Annotated in this window: 14 protein-coding genes; 7 read left to right on the forward strand and 7 right to left on the reverse strand. The window is 58.6% G+C overall.

Annotated elements, in window-relative coordinates; all coding sequences use genetic code 11:
- The first annotated feature begins 38 nt into the window (after window positions 1–38).
- The 3 genes from CVS28_RS03180 (at window position 39) to CVS28_RS19350 (ending at window position 3,605) form a co-directional block, all read left to right on the forward strand.
- The gene (locus CVS28_RS03180; protein WP_165788042.1) at window positions 39–1,598 is read left to right on the forward strand and encodes a CBM96 family carbohydrate-binding protein; all 1,560 of its coding nucleotides are present in this window, start codon (window positions 39–41) and stop codon (window positions 1,596–1,598) included.
- Between the two features lie 155 nt (window positions 1,599–1,753).
- Window positions 1,754–2,782, forward strand: a complete 1,029-nt coding sequence (locus CVS28_RS03185; RefSeq protein ID WP_103480609.1) for a hypothetical protein — start codon at window positions 1,754–1,756, stop codon at window positions 2,780–2,782.
- Window positions 2,783–2,894: 112 nt separating this feature from the next.
- Window positions 2,895–3,605 (forward strand): hypothetical protein, encoded by a 711-nt coding sequence (locus CVS28_RS19350; protein WP_133159034.1) that lies wholly within the window; start codon window positions 2,895–2,897, stop codon window positions 3,603–3,605.
- A 141-nt stretch (window positions 3,606–3,746) separates the two neighbouring features.
- Here CVS28_RS19350 and cysN read toward each other — a convergent pair whose 3' ends face one another.
- The 4 genes from cysN to CVS28_RS03210 form a co-directional block, all read right to left on the reverse strand.
- On the reverse strand, window positions 3,747–4,997 hold the full coding sequence (gene cysN / locus CVS28_RS03195; protein ID WP_103480610.1) for a sulfate adenylyltransferase subunit CysN: 1,251 nt from the start codon (window positions 4,995–4,997) through the stop codon (window positions 3,747–3,749).
- Window positions 4,997–5,917 carry a sulfate adenylyltransferase subunit CysD gene (gene cysD / locus CVS28_RS03200; RefSeq protein WP_103480611.1) on the reverse strand — a complete coding sequence of 307 codons (921 nt, stop codon included), beginning with the start codon at window positions 5,915–5,917 and terminating at the stop codon, window positions 4,997–4,999. Before cysD ends, cysN begins: the two co-directional genes overlap by 1 nt.
- A complete protein-coding gene (locus CVS28_RS03205) occupies window positions 5,914–6,738 on the reverse strand; it encodes a 3'(2'),5'-bisphosphate nucleotidase CysQ (protein ID WP_103480612.1) in 825 nt (274 codons plus the stop codon). Before CVS28_RS03205 ends, cysD begins: the two co-directional genes overlap by 4 nt.
- Before the next feature lie 72 nt (window positions 6,739–6,810).
- Window positions 6,811–8,403 carry a sugar transferase gene (locus CVS28_RS03210; protein WP_103464289.1) on the reverse strand — a complete coding sequence of 531 codons (1,593 nt, stop codon included), beginning with the start codon at window positions 8,401–8,403 and terminating at the stop codon, window positions 6,811–6,813.
- Between the two features lie 805 nt (window positions 8,404–9,208).
- On the opposite strand from CVS28_RS03210, the gene pssD reads away from it, so the two are divergent.
- From pssD to cysC, 4 genes are all read left to right on the forward strand, one after another.
- Window positions 9,209–9,649, forward strand: coding sequence for a PssD/Cps14F family polysaccharide biosynthesis glycosyltransferase (gene pssD / locus CVS28_RS03220; protein WP_103464425.1), 441 nt, complete (start codon window positions 9,209–9,211; stop codon window positions 9,647–9,649).
- Entirely contained in the window at window positions 9,646–10,215 is a 570-nt protein-coding gene (locus CVS28_RS03225; RefSeq protein WP_103480614.1) for a glycosyltransferase, read from the forward strand. Before pssD ends, CVS28_RS03225 begins: the two co-directional genes overlap by 4 nt.
- 190 nt (window positions 10,216–10,405) lie before the next feature.
- Entirely contained in the window at window positions 10,406–11,344 is a 939-nt protein-coding gene (locus CVS28_RS03230) for a sulfite exporter TauE/SafE family protein (protein ID WP_103464424.1), read from the forward strand.
- 28 nt (window positions 11,345–11,372) lie between these two features.
- Complete coding sequence (cysC, locus tag CVS28_RS03235; RefSeq protein WP_103480686.1) at window positions 11,373–12,650, forward strand: adenylyl-sulfate kinase; 1,278 nt, start codon at window positions 11,373–11,375, stop codon at window positions 12,648–12,650.
- On the opposite strand, the gene CVS28_RS03240 is transcribed toward cysC, so the two are convergent.
- The 3 genes from CVS28_RS03240 to CVS28_RS03250 all read right to left on the reverse strand — a co-directional run bounded on the left by CVS28_RS03240 (window position 12,642) and on the right by CVS28_RS03250 (window position 20,942).
- Window positions 12,642–15,245 (reverse strand): helix-turn-helix transcriptional regulator, encoded by a 2,604-nt coding sequence (locus CVS28_RS03240; protein WP_165788044.1) that lies wholly within the window; start codon window positions 15,243–15,245, stop codon window positions 12,642–12,644. The two genes, cysC and CVS28_RS03240, sit on opposite strands and share 9 nt — an antisense overlap.
- Window positions 15,246–15,503: 258 nt before the next feature.
- A complete protein-coding gene (locus tag CVS28_RS03245; protein ID WP_133159035.1) occupies window positions 15,504–18,215 on the reverse strand; it encodes a helix-turn-helix transcriptional regulator in 2,712 nt (903 codons plus the stop codon).
- Window positions 18,216–18,227: 12 nt separating this feature from the next.
- Entirely contained in the window at window positions 18,228–20,942 is a 2,715-nt protein-coding gene (locus CVS28_RS03250; protein WP_103480616.1) for a helix-turn-helix transcriptional regulator, read from the reverse strand.
- Window positions 20,943–21,036 lie beyond the last annotated feature (94 nt).

Raw genomic sequence — 21,036 nt, forward strand, 5'->3', positions numbered from 1 at the left:
TGAGTTCCAGCCGAAAGTTCTCGGCTACAAAAAAGCTTGTGGCCACGGTCGCAACCACCGCCCTCTTGGGCGGAATCGGAGTTATCTCCTCGGTGCTGCCTGCACAGGCCGCCGGTGCAGCAACTGCGTCAGCAGATTCCTACACAGTGAACACGCTGCCGTCCAAGAACTATGGATCCACCACAAAGATCGCCATTGGCACTGACAACAGCGATCTCAAGTACGGCTACCTCAAGTTCACCAACCTGGGCACCATCAACGCCACTGACACCTTGAACTTGAAACTGACCATGACTGGTGGCACGGCCGGAACGCTCAAGGCCACGCAGCTGGAATCAAACAACTGGACCGAGGCAGCTGTCAGCTTCGCCAACGCCCCTGTGGGCATCAAAACGGTGGGCACCACCGCGGTCACCTCCGGCGCCCAAGCGCTGACCCTGTCACTGACAGGTTTGAGCAGCACCGATGGCACTCTCTCAATCGGCTTGGCACGTGAAGGCGCTGGCATCAGCCGCATCGCTTCCCGTGAGGCCTCAGATGGCCAGCGCCCCACCTTGGAGGTCACTGGTACCTCAACAACGCCAGAGGTTCCCCCCACGACGCCGGAAGTTCCGCCTACCACGCCGGGCACCGATTGCACCGTGTCCGTGAAGCTTGTGCCGAGCTGTGGCACCTGGTTTGGCGCCGCTGGAAACCCTGAAGGTGGCGAATCGTGGGAAGCAGCCCAGACTCGTTTTGAAAAAGACGCCGGCCGCACCATGGACATCACGCACTACTACAAGCGTGGCCAGAGTGCCATGTTCCCCAATGCCGGGGAGCTGAACCGCCAGGACGAGACCGACAAGAATCGCATCTTGTTCTACAACTGGAAGCCGTCCGGGCTGACCTGGCGTCAGGTTGCCGATGGCGCTGCTGATTCCTACTTGAAGTCACTGGGTGCCTACATGAAGGCCAACGCGTCCAAGAAGTTCTTCCTTTCATTGAACGCTGAGATGGAAGACGAAGTAAACCAGACCGCTGGTTCCGGCCAGACAGCCACCGACTTCCGTGACTTCTTCAGGCACACCACGCAGGTCCTGCGTGCCAACGGCGGCACCAACGCCATCACTGTCATGAACTACACGGGTATCGAGAAGTGGGGCACCATGTCCTGGTTCAACGACCTGTACCCCGGCGATGACGTAGTGGACTGGATTGCACAGGATCCCTACGCGTTCGGCAAGCCGCCGGTCTGGTTGACCGACTTCGCCGGAATGGTGAACCGCACCAGCAATCCCACGGCGTGGCCCGGTTTCTACAACTGGGCTGCCACGAACCACCCCAGCAAGCCCCAAATGCTTGGCGAATGGGGTGTTGATGAAGATGTCACCTACCCGGATTACAAGCGCGATTTCTTCAACACCGCGGGCGATCAGTTGACCCAGTTCCCCAAACTCAAGGCACTGGTCTACTGGGACTCAACGGGTTACGAGCCCTCAGGCACCAAACTGCCTGTTGGCATCACGAACATCACCTCGAAACCCTCCTCACTGGCAGCTTTCAAGAGCTACATCTCCAGTGACTTGCTGAATCAGGCCCGGAACAGCTACTTCAAGTAAACGTTCCTGCACCATACGACAAGGGCGCCGCAACACATTGTGTTGCGGCGCCCTTGTCATTTCTTTGGTAGCGGCAATGGCCGCCGGACCCTTACATTGTTTCCAAGATTCTCCTAGGGTGGGTAGACCGGGGGTGGCGTTAGCCGGGAGGAGCAATGAAGAAACCACAAACCGCCTTTGTGGCCGTAGTTGTCTTGGTGGCTGGGTTGGCGCTCAGCCTGCCGAGCATCGGCGTGACCAATGAATGCAATGTGCTCTTTGGTGTGGCGGCTGCGCCTTTGAACCCCGAGCAGACTCCTGCTGAGGCCTTGCGGGAGTTCGAGGCAGATGCAGGGCGCAAGATGGAGATTGTCCACTACTACGAACTCGGGCAGGACAAGCTCTTTCCAAGCCCCGCCGAATTTGACATGGCCACGAGGCCCGGGGAACCGCTGATACCCTTCCACAACTGGCGTCCAGACGGTTTGACGTGGCGCGAGGTGGCTGATGGCGCGGCGGATGCCTATCTGTACCGCTTGGCCCAGCACCTGGGCGAAGCGTATTCGCAACCATATTTTTTGTCTCTCAACGCGGAGTTTGAACGTTTTGTGGACCCGGCCCCGGGCTCAGGACAAACGGCGGCTGATTTTCGTGACTTCTTCTCCCATGTTGTCCGGGTGATCCGATCCAATCCGCACCATCAGGCCGTCATAGTCTTGAACTACTCCGGCACGGCAAAATGGGCAAGCATGCCCTGGTTCGAGGACTTGCATCCCGGCGGAGATGTTGTGGACTGGATTGCCCAGGACACGTATATGTTTGACCCCGCGGCAACGCCCGGCATGGCCCAGTTGGTCAATCAGCCCAGTGGTTCCTGGCCTGGCTTTTATGCATGGGCAGCCATGAAATATCCGGACACTCCCCAGATGATCGCCGAATGGGGAGTTGAGAACTCTGCCTTGACGGCGCCCTATGTGGAGGACTTTTACGCATCGGCCGCCAAGGATTTGGCCAAGTTTCCTAAACTGCGCGCATTGGTCTATTGGAACCGCTCCGGACTCCATGATGGCGGGCGTGATTGGGCCATTGATGACACCGCCATCAACGCCAACTCAGAGGTAAATGCGGCGTTTAGAAAGTTCGCCAACAATGGCCTCTTTTTCTCCTCCCCGACCTGCAGGGACAAGCTTCGTGGGGGCTTGTGAACCGGGTCAAATCAGCCCCTCCGCGGACCCCTACCTAAGGCGCTTCCCTTCGGCTAGTATCAAGGCAGACGGATCAACGAGTTGCCACGAGTAAACCTCATCGGAGAATTCCATGAATAAACTACTGCTTGTTATTGGGGCGTCCACAGCGCTAATCCTTGCCACTGGATGTACGCCGAATGGCGGGCAAGGCTCAGCGCGGCCCTCCACTACAGGCTCAAGCAGCACGTCGCCGTCTGCCACGACGCCCGCCTCCCCACCGGCGACCACGGCTGATCCGAGCCCCTCAGCAAGCGCCTCGGCAGGAACGCCGGATCCGGCACCGGCACCGGCACCGGCCCCAACTAGTGACTCGCCACTGTCTTCAATAGACCTGAACACCCGCGGAAACGAGTCACAGCAGGTGGGCCAAGCAGGTATTTTCGGGGCGGCAACGGGTGAGAAGTATGCGACGCTGACGGCAACTAAAATCCAGACTAATTTTAAGTGCACCGAGCCCTCGGCGTTCCCCAGCATCAACGGCCAATTCGTGGCATTGACCATAGATGTCACCACCAGCTCAAACTTTGCCGAATCAGGATGGCCCAGCCTGGCCATAACCAGCAATGAATTTCGGGGCTGGGACTCCGCAGGAAAAAAGCTCCTGGACCCCATTGGCAACAGCACAGGATGTGTGAAGTCGTCGGAGCTCTTGGAGTCCCCTATTGACCCGGACAAGAGCCAATCCGGCATGATCATTTTGGATGTTCCAGCAGGGGCCGGTTCCGCGGCTTTTGTGGTGGGTGGTTTTGAGGGTTCCTACGGCTGGGAATGGCACTGGTAGAGAAGGAAAGCCGAACCTCAAGCCGGTGACAGAATCCCGCCGGCGCGTCAGTGCCTGAGCCCCAAGGAACCTAGGGCCCAAACACCCGGCACGCAAGTGAGTGGCCCGCATGATGCGGGCCACTCACTTGTGCGAAACGGGCTAGTTTGCGTTGACGATCATGCCAGCGGCAACGGTGTTGTTGTTGGCCTCATCGATGAGCACAAACCCGCCGGTTTGGCGGTTCCTGCGGTATTCATCTGCCAGCAACGGCATGGTGGTGCGCAGACGGACCCGGCCGATTTCGTTGAGCTTCAAGTCAACAGCGGCAGAATTCCTGTGCAGGGTGTTGATGTTGAGCTCATACTGCAGTTCCTGAACCAGTGCCCTGGCGTTTCGTGTGGTGTGCTTGATGGCTAAACGCTGTCCCGGCTGAAGTGGGGTGCTTCCCATCCAACAGATCATGGCATCGATGTCCTGCGCTACGGTTGGCCTGTTGTTTTGCCGGCAGATCATGTCCCCCCTCGACACATCGACGTCGTCCTCAAGGCAAATCGTCACCGACATCGGCGCAAATGCGGACTCTACCGGGCCACTGGGAGCGTAGATGGCTGCGATTCTGGTGGGCATTCCACTGGGAAGCACCACCACCTCATCGCCCACCCGCAGCACTCCCCCGCATACCTGGCCGGCATAGCCGCGGTAGTCGTGATGACTGCTCTGGTGCGGCCGGATCACGTACTGGACCGGAAAGCGCACATCAACCAGATTGCGGTCGCTTGCTATGTGCACAGTCTCCAAATGGTGAAGCAGGGTGGAGCCCTTGTACCAGGGCATGTTCGCGGAGGCGTCCACCACATTGTCGCCTTGCAGTGCGGACACTGGGATGACTGTCAGGTCAGAAATGTCCAGTTTTGCCGCAAAGTCCACGAATTCGCTTCTAATCGACTCATAGACCTCCTCGGACCAGTCCACCAAGTCCATCTTGTTGATGGCCAGAATGAGGTGCGGAACCTGCAGCAGTGACACCAGGAATGTGTGGCGGCGGCTTTGTTCACTCAGTCCTTTGCGGGCATCAACCAAGACAATTGCGGCGTCAGCAGTGGATGCACCCGTCACCATATTGCGGGTGTACTGAATATGGCCTGGAGTATCGGCGATAATGAATTTCCGCTTGGGAGTTGAAAAGTACCTGTACGCCACGTCAATGGTGATTCCTTGTTCCCGCTCAGCCCGCAGGCCGTCCGTCAACAGGGCCAGATCCGTATATTCATCGCCACGCTCGCGGCTGGTCTTCTCAATCGACTCGAGTTGGTCTGAAAAGATTGATTTCGAGTCGTACAGCATTCGCCCGATGAGCGTGCTCTTGCCGTCGTCAACTGATCCTGCCGTGGCAAATCTCAAAAGATCCATTAAAAGTACCCCTCCTTCTTCCGGTCTTCCATGGCAGCTTCGCTGACTTGGTCATCCCCACGCGTGGCCCCGCGCTCGGTGATTCGAGTGGCCGCGACTTCCACGACAATTTCCTGGGCCGTGACAGCTTCGGAGCGCACGGCAGCGGTCAAGCTGGCATCGCCCACTGTCCTGTATCTGACGGTTTCCATAAACGTGGGCTCATTGGCATGTGGTTGGCACACCTCATGGACGCCGAAGAGCATCCCGTTGCGTTCAAAGACTTCTCGAACGTGCGCATAGTAGATTGATGGCACCGTGATGCCCTCCTGCGCGATGTAGCTCCAGATATCCAGCTCCGTCCAATTGGAGATGGGAAAGACCCTGATGCTTTCGCCGAGGTGAACCCTGGTGTTGAACAGGTTCCAGAGTTCCGGCCGCTGATTCTTCGGGTCCCATTGGCCAAAATCATCACGGAAAGAAAAAATTCTCTCCTTGGCCCGCGCCTTCTCCTCATCCCTGCGTGCCCCGCCCATCAAGGCGTTGTAGCCGTACTTTTCGGCGGTATCCAACAGGACCCGGGTCTGCAGCCTGTTGCGGGAGCCGCTGGGCTCCTCCTGCACCAGACCGCGGTCGATCGCATCTTGAACGGAGCCAACAACAAGGTTCACGCCAAGCTCAGCCACCAGTTGATCGCGGACCTGAAGAACCTCGGCAAAATTGTGGCCGGTGTCAATGTGCAGGACGGGGAAGGGGATCCGGGCCGGGGCAAAGGCCTTAGCTGCCAGGTGCAGCATGACAATGGAATCTTTGCCGCCTGAGAACATCAGGGCGGGGTGCTCCAACTCGGCAACCACCTCCCTGATGATGAAGATGGCCTCGGACTCCAGCGCCTGAAGCTGGCTGAGGGAATAGCTGCCGCCCGATTCGGATTTGTTCATCGTTGATACATCCCGTCCATAAAGAGACCGTTTGGTCGAGTGTTGTTGGTTTTCAAGAGAAGATCAATGGACTCCAACATTTCACCTGCATTTTCCTGATGGCAAAGAAGCAAATCAGGCAGGTACGGATCCGGCTGGTTGTAGCACAGCGGTGTTCCATCAATTCTGCTGGCGTGGAAGCCCAGCGACATTGCTACCGCAACGGGTGCGGCTGAATCCCATTCGTACTGGCCGCCACTGTGCAGGTAGGCGTCGGCCTCGCCGCGAATGACGGCGCCGGCCTTGTAGCCTGCAGATCCCATGGGTACCAGTTCGGCGTTCATGATGCTGGCCAAAGCCTCGGCCAGGGGCGAAGGCCGGCTCCGCGATACCGCCAGCCGAAATGGCTTGCTGGGGTCCCGACGCTCCGGCAGGGGCGTGCCGCTGTCAAGCACGGTGCCCAAACCGGGAAGGGCCACTGCGCCGGCAGTAAGCTCACCGGAGTTCCAAAGAGCAACATGGACCGCCCAGTCCGAGCGCCCCTCGGAAAACTCTTTTGTGCCATCCAGGGGGTCAATGATCCACACTCGGGACGCCCCTAGGCGTCGTGAACTGTCCTGTGCTTCCTCGGACAAGATGGCATCTGCTGGCCGGGCCTCATGCAGCCAGGTGCTGAGCATTTTTTCTGAGCTCGCGTCGCCCAAATCCTTGAGCGTATGTGCAGGGACGTGGTCACGAACCGCCTCAGATTGCAATCTGAGCAACATTTGACCTGCCTGTTCGGCCAGAGCTCGAGCCAATTGTTGATCGGCTTGAACTCCTGAAAGGCTGAATCCGTTCATACTAACTCCCCCAGAATTTGTTATGGATCGTTGGCAAGAAATTGTGCACAGACCGTGTTTGCAGCCATGCGGTCAATAGGCGCCAACATGGTCCCGCATCACGTGAAGAGTTCGCCACATGATCATGAAATCGCCCGTCATGGACCAGTTTTCGACGTAGTAGAGATCCATGCGGACGCTCTCTTTCCAGCTCAAATCCGAGCGGCCGCTGACCTGCCACAAACCAGTGATGCCTGGCTTGATGTATAGCCGGCGGTAAGTATGTCCGTCATAGTTTTCCACTTCGGTTGAAAGCGGCGGCCGCGGACCAACCAGTGACATTTGCCCTTTCAGGACGTTCATCAGCTGCGGCAGTTCGTCCAGCGAATAGCGCCTCATCCAGGCACCCACCTTGGTAATGCGGGGATCATTGTGAATCTTAAACAGCGGCCCGCTACCTTCGTTTTGATCCGCCAACGTGGCCAAGACCTCCTCGGCGTTGGCCACCATGGACCTGAACTTATACATTTCAAAGATTCCGCCGTCGCGCCCAACCCTGTCTTGGCGGAAAATCACCGGCCCGGGGCTGTCTTTTCGAATCATGATGGCCAGCACCACCAGAATCGGTGACAATAGCAGCAGCGCCATCGCGGATGCGACTATGTCCAAGGACCGCTTCAGCAGGTGTTTGTACCCGGTGAATTGTGGCAGGTCCACGTGCATCAGCGGCAAACCCTCAACCGGACGCATCTGGATGCGTGGGCCGGCAACATTTGTCAACGCCAGCGCAACCACCAGTTCGGTGGCACTTTCTTCAAGTTTCCAGCCCAGTTCGCGGAGATAACTGCCGCCGCGGGTCACTTGTCCGGCGACAATAACTGCGTCGGCATTGTGCTCGATCACGGCGTCGCAAATGTTGTCCAGGCTGGCCACGATCGGGATCCTGTTCTGGCCAACGTTCATGCTCCTGTCCGCACCAGGATCTTCAAGGGCCACGCCAACCACTTCATAGGCGGCTCCGGACTTCTTGTGGATCTGCTCCACCACATACGTCACGTCTTCCCTGTCGCCCAGCACAATGACGCGGGACAGATAGTGTCCGTACGCCCGCTGGCGGGTCAGCCAGCGGCGCCAGCCCCACCTCCCGATGAGGAGCGCGATGGTTCCCACAGGCATGGTAATCAGGAAAGCTACTGACATTCGGTGCGCTCCATAAAGGAGAAACAAGACGGCGAGCCAGCCAAACGCGGCTGTACTCGCGCTAATCATCTTCTTGTACTCGCCCGGGCCAACCCCCACCAACCGAGGATCACGCGTTCTCCAGAGCCACAGCGTTAGCAGCCATACCGAAGCAACGCCAATATTGGCCTGTAGCAGTCTTTCAGAGGCAATATCTAGGCTTTCCGCAATGGCGTCTGAACTCAGGAAAACGCACAGCACCACCAGTATGGTGTCTGTTATTCGCAGTTTGATGCGATATTTCCGCGCCCAGGGCAACGCATAGTCTTCCGAGCTCTCGTGACGGCGACGTAGCTTCGCTGGACCATGTGGTGGCACCGACATTACGGCTTTGACGCCTCTGCCTTGACCAAAGGTAACCGGCAGCGAGCCGATTCCAGATACGGAAGTGTCGCCTACAAGTTTCCGAATACCACCGTTTTGCCCACTATGTCCCAAGGGTTTCATGTCGATTAGTCCCCACTGCCGGTTGAATCTGACGCGGAATGGCCCCCACTGCAATCACTGCAAAGACTTCCTTGAATGAATCGAGAGGGCCGGCAGTGACTGGGACGGGCCAGCGTCGCAGGGCTGCCGGGGCGGCGCTGGGAGTGCAGCAGCCTCCGTGGGAAGGCGCCGTTTTGTTCCCGCATGTCATTCCCCCTTCACTCTTCCGACGAGACCAAAAAAATATTCTCGAGATTTCCACCATTGTTCATCCGCATTGAGTAGACAATTCATCATTTGCACTACGTGGAAAATCTGAGTATCTGACTTCAGCATATTGAACAGTCTTTATTTGCACACGAGTAGCAAGTACTTGATTCGGTGGAGTCCGGCTACGTGGTGGGCCATCCAGACGCGCAAGGAGCCGACGGCGACTGGGGGTGACGTTGTGGTCTCAGACAACGCCTTCGCCGCCGGCTCCGCTTTGGGCGCCGACGCCGTCGTATCCTTCAACTGGCGAAAGAGGCACGACGTCAACTACTTAAGTAGGGCATCTGAGCCGAATCAATCTCTGAATCCCAAATTTGCCTACTAATACAAGGTTAGAAAGCCCGTTCCCCTACTGCACGCGTAGCTATTACGGGGATTCTCCTGGCGACTACTTGACCTTTCGCCTCGACTACGGTGCTGCCGACTACTAGCCCGGAGCAAGTACTGATAACGCCAAGTTAGGTATTCGGTACTCGTGCCTTCGTCGGGACTCGACTCTAGGCTTCATGTCATCACCCTCATTCACTGCCAATGGACGGAGAACCAAGTGAAAGTCATGTTTGTTGCATCGGCAGGCGGCCATCTGGCCCAGCTGTTGCCGTTGGATAGCTGGTGGAAAGATATGGACAGGTCATGGGTGACTTTTCGTCGCCCGGAAGTGGAGTCCGCCCTGAGCGACGAGGACGTCACGTGGTGCTACTTTCCCACAACAAGGAACCTGCCCAACGCGATCCGGAACTTTTTTCTAGCCTGGCCCACATTGCGCGGAAAGCGTCCTGATGTTCTTGTCAGCACGGGGGCCGGCGTCAGTGTGCCCTTCTTCGTAGTTGCCCGCCTGCTGCATATACGCACCGTTTATATAGAGTGTTTCGACCGGATCACCATGCCCACCCTGAGCGGCCGGCTCTGCTACCCGATGTCCGACGTTTTCTGTGTTCAGTGGGAAGAGCAACTGCGCTATTACCCTGAGGCCATCAACATTGGGCCCATCCTGTGAAGTACGACGGCGAGTACCCGGCCCTGGTGGTGTCCGTGGGCACCGACCACCATAAGTTTGACCGCCTCATTGACTGGGTTGAGGACTGGCTTGATTCCCGCACCGACCACCCCACCTGCTTGATTCAGCACGGCGCGAGCAAGGCCCCCGAATTGGCGCGTGGTGTGTTGCGCATGCCACGCGAGGACCTCCTGCAGCTCTATGCCAGCGCGAAGATCGTCCTGGTCCAAGGGGGGCCGGGCTCAATTCTCGACGCACGCTCCGTGGGGCACTTACCGATCGCCGTGCCCCGGCTGCCGAGGCTCAATGAGGTGGTGGACGGCCATCAGGTGGCATTCACCAGGACCATGGCCAGCCACGGTGAGGCCATTGCCGCTGAGTCCGAGGAAGAACTCATGCGAGCGCTGAATCTTGCCATGAGCCATCCAGAAAGCATGCGAACGGCACCACGCTTGTCAACGCCGGCAGCATCCGCCAATCTGTTGGGTGCGGCCATAGCCGGCTTGGACCACCCCGCCGACCACATGGCCCTTCGACGGATGCGGCAACTTCTGGCTCATCACTGACTGCACCTACTGTTCGACTGGGGCGGTGGGTTTCCTGCCTGGAGTGCGCAGTCAGCTCTGGATGTCACATGCCTGGGGTCCTTGACGGGCTTTCCTCGTCCGGCTACTGGGATATTTGCGGATACACCACGTAGTGGGCGGTCCAATTACGCGTGTCCAAGAGTCTCGCACAGTGGCAGAATCTGTGGGCATGGACCTATCTGTAGTTGCAGTGGCGTTTATGGTTGCCGTGGTCGTTGGGCTCACGGGAATGGGCGGAGGCGCGCTCATGACACCCGCTCTGGTCCTCATTTTCGGTATTCCCCCCCTGGCAGCAGTGTCGAGTGACCTCGTTGCAAGCGCTGTCATGAAACCCATCGGCTCATGGGTGCACTGGCGCAGGAGAACCATCAACCTCCAAGTGGTCAAGTGGCTGGTTCTGGGATCTGTACCTGCGGCGTTCTGCGGAGTCCTGATTCTGAAGTGGATGGGCCCTGGAGAGCACGTCCAGGATGCTGTCCGCATGGCGCTGGGGGTGGCCTTGTTGGTGTCGGCCACCCTCATGGTCTTTCGCTCGTATCTAAAGATGGCTGAGCGGGCCAAGCGGAGACGTGGCGTATTGGCTCCCGAAGTAAACACTGGGCCCATGAGGATCCGGCCGTTGCCCACCGTGTGCTTGGGCATCATTGGTGGCGTGGTGGTGGGCATGACATCTGTTGGGTCCGGTTCAATCATCATCGTGGGCCTCATGGCGCTATACCCGGCGTTGAAGTCCAATCAACTGGTGGGGACGGATTTGTTTCAAGCCGTCCCCCTCGTCACCGCCGCTGCCCTGGGGCACACGTTCTTTGGTGACCTGGATCTTGGCCTGACCATCCCGCTGCTCATTGGCAGCATCCCGGGGGTTTACCTGGGCGCCCAGCTGTCCAGCCGTCTCACCGGTGGGTTCATCAGGAGGGCGCTGGCATTTGTCCTCTTGGCTTCCGGACTGAAGATGCTCAATGTCGACAACATAAGCACCGCGACAGTGCTCGTGGCAGTGCTCGTCTTGGCGCCAGTGGCCTGGATGTTGCTGCGCAAACGCCTTGGCCTTCCGGCTTTGGCCACCACTGACATCCGCCAGGTCCGGAAGACACTGGCGGACCGGTAACCTCCTGAGATGAAAGCTGTTGACGCTGATGAACTCTTATCGCACCACACCTCTGGCACCGCCCTGCATCGCCTTGAGTGGTGCGCGGCTGGATGAACTTGAGCTCTTGGCGGGCGGCCTCTACACACCGGCAACGGGCTACTGCCTCCCTGGCGCCATGCCGGAATCGTGGCCGGGCAGCTTCACCCTGGAAGTCTCTGCGGCTGACGGTGACGTTGCCATGTTGTGCCGCAGCGCCTTGCTCACAGACCCGGATGGCACTCCCCTGGTCCGCATGGACGTGACAGGACTCGGCCAAGGCAACCCCGGCCGTTCGTTCCTTGCAGGCACCCTGACAACCATCCGGGCAGCGGAACATCCCCCAGCCCGTGAATTTCGCATTTGCTCCCCCCTTCCCCGCGACGAGCGCCGTCGTACTGTGGTGACAGCCGTTTTTGCCACGCCTCCCCTGCCCTCGCAAATAGTGGAATCTGTTGACGCTGCCCGGGCCATGAATGCTGTGTTGTGGATGATTGCGGTGTGCGGCCCACAATGTCATGGCTCGTACTCTGTGCTGCCCGTTCTTGCCGAACTCCGTGCAGTCCAGCATTTGTTCGAAGACAGCCGGGTGGGACTTGTTGTTCTGCCCACCTTCGGTGGCACGTCCGCCGATGCGGAGCAATTCCGCCTCGTCGTGAAGAATCTGGGCGGTGACGCCATCCTTGATTTCACCACTCGGGCGCCACATGCGGTGCAGCCCGCCCTGGAATCCACCAAAGGTGGCACAGTCATTTTCATGACGGGGTTCTCCGGATCAGGAAAGTCCACGCTGGCGCGTGCCCTCACGGAGCGTCTGCAAGAAGACACCACCACACCCATTACGTTGCTCGACGGCGACGATACCCGCCGCATCCTCTCGCCCGGTCTCGGATTCTCCAAGGAAGACCGGGAGGCCAACATTCGCCGCCTCGGCTGGGTTGCCGCCCAGATCTCACGAGTGGGTGGCACCGTGGTCTGCGCGCCCATTGCGCCGTTCGAAAGCACACGCCAGGAAGTACGGGAGATGGCCCAGGCTGTGGGAAAGTTTGTGCTGGTTCATGTTTGCACCCCGTTGGAGGTCTGCGAGGCCAGGGACCGCAAAGGACTCTACGCCAAGGCACGCAACGGCGAACTGACAGGGTTCACCGGCATCGATTCTCCCTACGAAGTCCCCGCCGATGCCGATTTCAGCATAGACACCAGCTTCATGGGAATTGGCGAGGCTGTCGAGAAACTTGCGGAGAACCTGCACACCGCCAAGCCCCAGGCCCTGGAATTCTCAGGCTAGGCTTTCACGCAACTCCGCCCTGGAATTCACCTGAAGCTTGGAGTACACCTGGTAGAGATGGCCCTCAACCGTACGAACGGAAATGTGCATCTGGGCGGCGATGGCCTTGTTGCTGGCACCCCGGGCCGCAAGCGAGGCTATCTCCTGCTCGCGGAATGTCAGCATCTGGCCGTCATCGCTACTCACTTTGACGTGTCCCAACTTCATAACACCATTTCGGATAAGCTGGTGGGCTACGCGCAACGAACCCTTGTCGGCACCGTCGCTGGCAATCTTCAGTGCAGCCCGGGCAATGTCGCGGGCAAACAAATCGTCGCCATAGGCACTTGCTGCCTCGGCCATCTCCAGCAAGTGGGGTGCGTTCGAGTTCATGACACCTTGGGCGAATCCTTCACAACACCTGGCCCACGGGCCCTGCACCTGGGCAGCAATGTCCAGCAGCCGCGGGGCACCTTTGCTGCTTCCCAATCTCACTGCTGCACAGAGGAACCCCATCTCCAAGGCAGGCACCTGGCCCCTGTGGCTTTCATCGGCGAGGGAGTAGAGGGAGACAATGGCCTTCTCCCGTGACGCGATCTCGGCAGACGCCAGAACTTCAAAGGATTCACACGCGAGCACTGTCAACCGGGGCCCTGACACCGCCATGGCATTGCGCAGCGTCATGAACGTTTTTGCTGACTCGTCGTCACCCTTGAGCGCGTAGGAATATGCGATGGCCGAGTACGCCAATGCTTGTGAAGCGCTCTCATCGAGTTGATCGAATTGGCTGGCAGCAGCCAAGAGTGATCTGAGGGCTTTGTCGGCCCGCCCAGAGTAGGCGTGCATCAAACCTTCCACCAGTTGTCCCAGTGTGATGGACCGCATCCTGTTAGACGGGCCCTGAGCTGCCTGAAGCAAATAGCTGCCGGGATTGCCGGCCATCAGCGAAGCGGTGATGGCCGTGACCAGGGCGGAGCCGGCAAGGTCCTCAAAGGGGCCCGCATCGTCACGCACTATGGCTTCCAACTCGAGCTCGTCAGCAATCTTGGCCGCATCCAATGCACGGCCGGTCAAGGTCCACACTTCGATGAGCCACAGCCCGGCCAAGCGCCGAGTACTGGCGCTTGCGCCCGTTGAATGGAGCAATTGGAGTTGCGGCCCCACTTCGGCGTAGCGGCCCTTTTCCAAGTTCAGGTCAATCTCTGCGAGCTGGAGCCGCTCTCTCAGGTCCACAATGGTGGCCGAATAGTCTGCACGCTCGTCATGAAGCCGCAAACTAATCGATGCGTGCAGGTCGTGGGCGTCCGCTGCGGCTGTCTTCCCACCACTGGCCATCGCCATGCGCAGCAGCATCACATCCACCCACTGTTCCAAGGGCAACTCCGCGAGCCGCAGCGATGGGGCAAAGAGCACAGCCCTGGCGCCGTCGAGATTCCCCAGACCCAAGTAAGCCCGCGCACTTTCAACCAACACGAGAGGATCAGAACCATGCCCGGGCATCGCGTCAAGAATGCGCAAGGCCAAGTCGGGGCGACCGGCATTGTTCGCCTCCCTGGCCTGGTCATGGCCATGCTCCAGGCCCTCTGCATTGCCGCAGTCGATGGCCCAAATGGCCAGTTGAAAATTGTCCATGTCAGCTGCGCCTTGGTCATCGGCTGAAGCGGCCGCTAGCCGCTGGAGTTCGCGGCTGCGCCCCGCCGGAACCTCTTGCCGCAGAACTTGCGCCACAAGGTTGTTACGGAGGTGGACCAGGGTTCCGTCCTTCTTGCCCATGGTCAGAAAACCTCGCTGCTGCAAGGAGTCAACGGCTTTGGCATCACAAAAAGCCATGAGCTGACCAATCGACAATCCGCCAGACAATGCCAGGGCCTCAACAACCAGGCGCTCGTGCACCGAGAGGGAAAGCAACGCAGCCATTACCGTGTCTACACTGTTGCGCCCGCAGACAAACGGTGCGCCGGAAAGGACCCAAACACCCTCGTTGAGAACCACGCTTCCGGCACCCATTTGCTCCACCACCACGGCACTCAAGAATCGCGGATTGCCACCGCCTGCTTCATACAGTGAATTCGCGGCTGCAGCCGAAACAGGCCTGTCCAAGAATTCTTCGAGCCAGTCACGGGCATCGGCTTCCGAAATCGGCAACACATCCATGCGGCTAATGAGCCCATCCCGCCAGAGTCCAAGAATCTCCCCCGGAATTGAGGTTAGGGAATCGCCGGTCAAGAGCAACTTGACCGCCTTGCTCACCGCCAACTGGCTCACGATCAACGCGGAATGGTCGTCCAGGTCCTGAACGTTGTCAATAAACAACACGATTGGCCTGCGGCTGGCCCGTTGCAGAAGCTCCTTCGATACAGCCCGCAGGACTGACATGGGGCTTTCAATGGTGTCAGGTGCCACGCTGCCCATCAAGGGGCTCAAGGCACCATAATCGATGGTGACGGTGCTGGCACTGCACCGCAGCGAGACCACCAGGCAATCATGTTCCATGACTTCAAGGACCTGTTTCGCCACGCAAGTCTTTCCTACTCCGTACTCGCCCAACAGAATGGCACCACAGCTGTCGCGGTGCAGCAGCCTGCCTTGGATGGTTTCAAGAATTGGTTCACGCACTGCGGAAAATGTGTCACCATTTTTGCTGTGGCCATTCGGTGAAATAGTTGGGTGAGTAACTATGTGTGTTGATTCCAGGACCGTATGAGACATGGGTCGAGACCTTCCATGATGTACAGCTAACTCCAGTACTTCAACAGTAGGATCTAGCCCGCAGGCGGGCATGAGTAGTGTGTACTCTATTTCCCAGTACTTTTGGAGGGCAGATGCGCAAGTACCTCGCTTTTCAGTACTCAGTTCAGTACTTACGCCACTCAGTTAATGCAAGTGGTCCAGGATCCACTCCTGGGCAATGATCTGGTGCCTGCCACTGATAGACAATTTCGCGTAGCACCGGTACAGATGACCTTCGACTGTACGTACCGACAGCTGCAACCGTTCAGCGATTTCCCGATCCGAGTAGCCTTCCACCACCAATTCCGTGATTTCGCGTTCCCGGCGTGTCAGTGGCAAGCGTTTAATTTGGCCGTACTGCCGGGCCCTGCTGGGCGGAACGGCCGGCTTGGCGGTAGCTCCCTGTTGGTGCGGTGAAACCGGTGATGTGCCGAAAAACGAGACCTGCTGCGAAGAAGCATTCTCAAGCCGAGGCGTGCTATCTGGCCCCTGTTGATCAACTGCGGCGTCAACGGGAATGTCACGGAGCGAAAGTTGCTTGTGGCAGAAGTCCGTGATCGATTCAGCCCAGGCACCTTCCACCGTCTGGCAAATCAGCAGCAAGCGTTCAATCTGGGAATCCCCTCCAAGTTCAACGGCCAGGGCAAGGGCATTGAGCTCCAGAAGAGGCGCCTGTTGGTCTCTGGCGTTGTCAGCCAAGATGAGCAGCTCGGCCAGTCCAGCACCATCATGTGTAAGGTATTCGCATGCCGCAGCCATGAAGGCGCGCTCGTGGGCGGTGACAAGGAACATGCCCGGTTTCTCCTGATGCTCGGCAATCAAGCGTGCCGCCAGTTCCTCCTGGCCCAATTTGGCTGCTGTGTAGGCCAACATGGAGGTGCAGAATCCAAGCAGTTGTTGTGGATCGCTGTCCCGCAGCGATTCTATGGCCGGGAGTAGAGCGTCCACCGCTTCCGGCAGAAGTCCCTGCCGGATGAGCCCCATGCCCCGGGCCACATTGGCGCCACCACCAAAAGTGATAATAATTGGCCCTGTGTCCACAAAGAACTGGTCCAGGAGTTTGGCGGCGAAGGGCAAATCCCCGGCGCAAAGTGCCGTGGTCACTTGGCGGAAGACGATCATTTCGGGGATGAAGAAGACGTCGTAGAGGTCCGAGTGTTCAATGGCGAAGGCTTCGGCGGAGCGTTTTTGGCTTTGTGCGGACAAACCCAAAGCGCACAGCCGTTCGGCATCCATGGCCAAGGCAATGGATTCGTTCAACCGGCGTTCGTCCGCCGAAAGCTGCGGGCTGCCAGCAAGCACAGATTCTATGAGCGGGCCCATGCGGCCATAGTCACCCTTTTGAGACAGCATCATCAGTTCAAGCAAAGCCGCCTTGTGCCCAACACGATCCCTGATGACCTCAGCCTGCTCAGGCATCTCCGCCATGAGCCGTTCACCGGCGGCGAGCAATGTGTTGATGTCATCCTCCATCGTGGCGGCCGGCATCCCCAGGGCAAGCCGGGTTACTGCGCGCAGAAGGGCCCCAAACAACAGCTCATTCAGGGTGCTGGCCGCATCAAAGGCGTCATCGAGAAGCTTGGCGGCTTGTTCATAGTCGCCCATCATGTAAAAGGCCCTGGCTTGAACCGCCTGCACCTCCAATGCCTGGTCAGCCACGGTGATATGGTCAAGAAGTTCCAGCGCCAACGTGGGCTGAGAAAGCTTGCAGGCGATTAGCGCCGCACGAAATAGCCGGTCCGCCGAGACTTCCAAGCCGCTGTCCACGGCCCAACTGACCCGTCGCAGGAGTGCTTCCATTCCCATGGGTTGGGCGTCAAGTTTCGCCATTAAACTATCGTGCAGAATGCGGCTGCGCGCAGGGGGCACCATTTGCCTGATGACTTCGCCGTAAATGGGGTTGGCAAGTCTGAGCATGCCCTCTTGTTGCAACGGCGATTGCACCAGTTGGCGGCCCAGCAGTTCAGCAACGGCTTCTGTTCCGCTGACTTGTTCAACTATTTCCCGCGACACAGGTTCGGCCAACGCAACAAGGTCCAGCGCTGACTCGGCTGCCCCGCTCAAACCACGAATTTGTTGCCGAACAACATCGCGGAGGTTCCGCCCCACCCTGTGGTGGCCCAGCCGGTACAGCCAAATGCCGCGGTTCTTGGTGAGCAATTCGTCGTCGAGCGCTTCACTGACCAGCATCTTGAGCAGCATGGGGTTACCCCCGGACCGTGACCAGAAGTACCAGCTGGTAGGCAGGGCCACGGGGGCAGCCAACATGGCCCGGCAAAATTCATGCCCCTGATCACGGGTGAGCGGATGGACATCGATGGTTTCGGCACTGCCACCGCTCCACAACTTCGGCAGCGGCTGGGGCAACTTGTGGTTGCGCAGATGCGAGGCAACGAGTTTGATGGTTCCGGAGAGGACCAAGGTGAGCAGAAGTTCCGCCGTTGATGGATCAACAGCGTGCGCATCGTCAACGATCACCAGTGGGAGTTCGGTCCCATGGGACACGTCACCACCTGCGGCGAGGGCATCCAGCACTGCCCTGAAAACGTTGGTGCGGATGCTGAGGTCATCGCTGTTCACACCAGCGAGCAGTGGAGCGAATGCCCCATACGGCACCGAGCTCAGCGAGGGGATGCCATGGATGGCCAGCACGGCCCGCACCTTGGACATTTCTTCGGCAAGGTGACGCAGAATGCTGGAGGCACCCAGACCAGTGTCGTAACGCAGAATGACTGCCTGGCAATCCTCATTGTCGAGGGCAAATTCAATGTCCGCAAGTTCGGCGTGGCGCACAAAGGGAGAATGGACGTGCATGGCAAGCGAAACACCACGTGGCTCCTGATCATGATGGCTCATCGGGGTCACCACCTAAAACAACTCATTGCGGGAGCTGAGGCCAAGCTTGGAAAATATTTGGTAGAGGTGCCCCTCAACCGTCCGAATGGACACTCCCATACTTTCGGCAATGGCCCGGTTGGCCATTCCGCGCCGGGCAAGCTTGGCGACCTGAGATTCACGCTGGGTCAGCTTGGCACCCTCCATGATCGGCACCAGTGGGAGAACTGGTGAACTCGGGGTCAAGCGGTTTATTCTCGTTTCGGCTTCCTTGGCCTGCCGCGTGTATCCGGCCGCACGGGCAAGATCCAGAGCCAAGAGCGCGCAGCGCAGTTCCACGGCGGTCAGTTCCATGCTTTGCGCCACTTCCGCAGCCAGCAGTGCCTTTTCCGCATCCTTGTCCAGAAATGCTTGCGCCACCAGCTCGGACAGCTCGGCCATGGGCCCCTGCGCCATGGCTGCAGTTGATTCCAGAAGCTCAAGGTCCTTCTCGCGGGCACTGGTGGAGGCGCCAAATAGGCTCAGGTAGGCGAGTGTATACCTGCCGGCAGCAGCGTCTTCCTGCGCAGAAGCGGCCAACCGCTCCGTTGCATCCGGGTCTCCCAGCCACCGCTGGGCCATCAAGGTAAAGAACCTGGTCAGGGCCACGTTGACCCACGTCGTAGTGGGCGCCAAGTTTCCAGCGAGGGCAAGGTACTTTGTTGCTTCAGTGTCATCTTCAACCTGGGCCAAGGCGTAGGCCAGTGCAGAATACGCCACTTGGGTGCAGTGGTACGTATCCCGTAATTCCAGCTGCGCCACGGCCACCCGCAGGATTTCTGCGGCCTCCAACGCATTGCCGGCGCAAACGTGGGCAATACCAAGACCCAATTCGATGATGCCGCCATGATACTCGGAGCGGCGCCCCATGCCCACGAACATCTGCGTCAGCATCTCAACTCCCTCCAGGCATTGTCCGGACCAAATCAGGGCTAGTACCAATCCGTGAATGTGGAGCTCCGGCTGCCGAATAAACCGGGATGCTTTCTTGAATTGCGGAGAAATCTCCTGCGCCAAATCAACCGCGTCTAGTTCCCTGCCAGTGGCTGCCCACACCAGCACCAACAGACTCCCGCAGAACAGGCTGTAGTCGATATCCACCATTTCCCGGTAACCGGCTTCCAATGCCGGTGCCGCTTCGCGAAACTGCCCGCAGTGCACCTGATACTCGCACATGGCCAGGCTAAGGTTTCTTCTGGCTTGCTCTACATGCGCGAGTTCATGGCCAGGATCCAGCAATTTGGCGGATTCGGCACTCAGCAGCTCCGGTATTTGTGCCAATCCCCCCTCAACCCACTGCAGCGCACTGCAGAGTTCACCCAGCCACGCGGAATGGTCTGCAATGTTCAAGCACATTTCCGCCAGGTCCTTGGTTTCACTAATTTCGTGCAACGCTCTGGGGTAGTTGGCAAGGAGCGAGTAGGCAGCACTGCGCTCAAGGGCGGCATAGATTGCATGGGGCGTGCCGTCTTCCACAGCATCGGCGAATTTCAAGGCAAGCATGGGCTCCGAGTACACCAAGGCAGTCCTTGCTGCGGACAGGGCCACCTCCGGCTTCAGGGGGATTCCGGCGTCGTGCGCCCACGTGGCGAAGACTAAAAGTTCCTGCCGTGAGAAGTCCTGTGAATCCATCGAAACAACGTCCGTCAGTTCCCTGTACAGCCGGGCCTTTGCTTGTTGGTCCAGCAAGGCGCGAACAGTCTCACCGATGAAGGGTTCTGCAAGCGAGGTGTAGCGCCCAGCCTTCCCACTGATAGCCAGATACTTGCGCTCTTCCATCAGATTCAAAGTGTCGGCACCCAGAACCTCCAGCGCCATGGACAGGGGAATCCGTTGAACAAGTGACATCATTTCGACGCCGTGACGAAGCTCGGCCGATTCGCGCTCGAGGCGGCCCTGGACCAGCTCCGCGAGCAAGCTTATGGGTTCGGTGGAGCGTTCACTGTTGAGCACCCAGGTGTCATGGTGTTGCACCAGGTTTCCGCGATTGAGCTCTTCGTGGACCAGTGTGTGCAGGACCAGCGGATTTCCGCCACTGGATTCGTGCAAGGTAGCAACAGTGGCTGTCGCAATGGAACCACCCAAGGCCTTGGAAATGAGTTCCTGAACCTCACCTTTGGTGAACTCCTCCAGCGCCAGCTCCGAAAGCAGGTTGTCCTTGAGCAGCCACATCAAGTCTTCGGGCAACTCATTGGTGGCCCGGGCCAGGACCATCACTTTGGCAGCTCCGCTGAAGATCAAGTGCATCAAAACGCCCATGCTGGAGGTATCAATGGTTTGCAGATGATCCAGAACCACAACCACGCGGCGACCTGCGGCGTCAGCGTGCACCAGGTCGGCAATCCCGTGGATGATGGAATTGGGTGTTTTCATGTGCACGCTGTCCAGCCGGGCCAGCTGAACACCCCAAATGCCGTAGGGAATGGCCGTTTCCGTGTCAAGACAAAACAGCTTCACACAATGGGTGGTGGCGGTGATGCGGGCCTCGACGGACCGTGCCAGGGTGGTTTTTCCGACGCCACGGTGGCCGATCACCACCAGGCCGTGGGTTTGGGGGTCTTCTAGCCGTTCAACGGCAAGCTCAACCAGGTCTTGCCGGATGAAGGATGACCAACGACGCCGTTCTGCCGCGCCCATGTCACGGCGACCAGACCGGTGTTCGGTCGGATCGCCCCTGGCGGTAGACCACTCACCCCAGACGCTTGCCATAACCTGTTCCCTTACACCACGAGAGACCTGACTGGTATCCAAGAGGTACCTCAGTCGCAATTAGGGAGATTCTAACAGCGTTTCACACGTGCTT

Source organism: Arthrobacter glacialis (assembly GCF_002909415.1).
In the GTDB taxonomy this organism is placed as follows: domain Bacteria; phylum Actinomycetota; class Actinomycetes; order Actinomycetales; family Micrococcaceae; genus Specibacter; species Specibacter glacialis.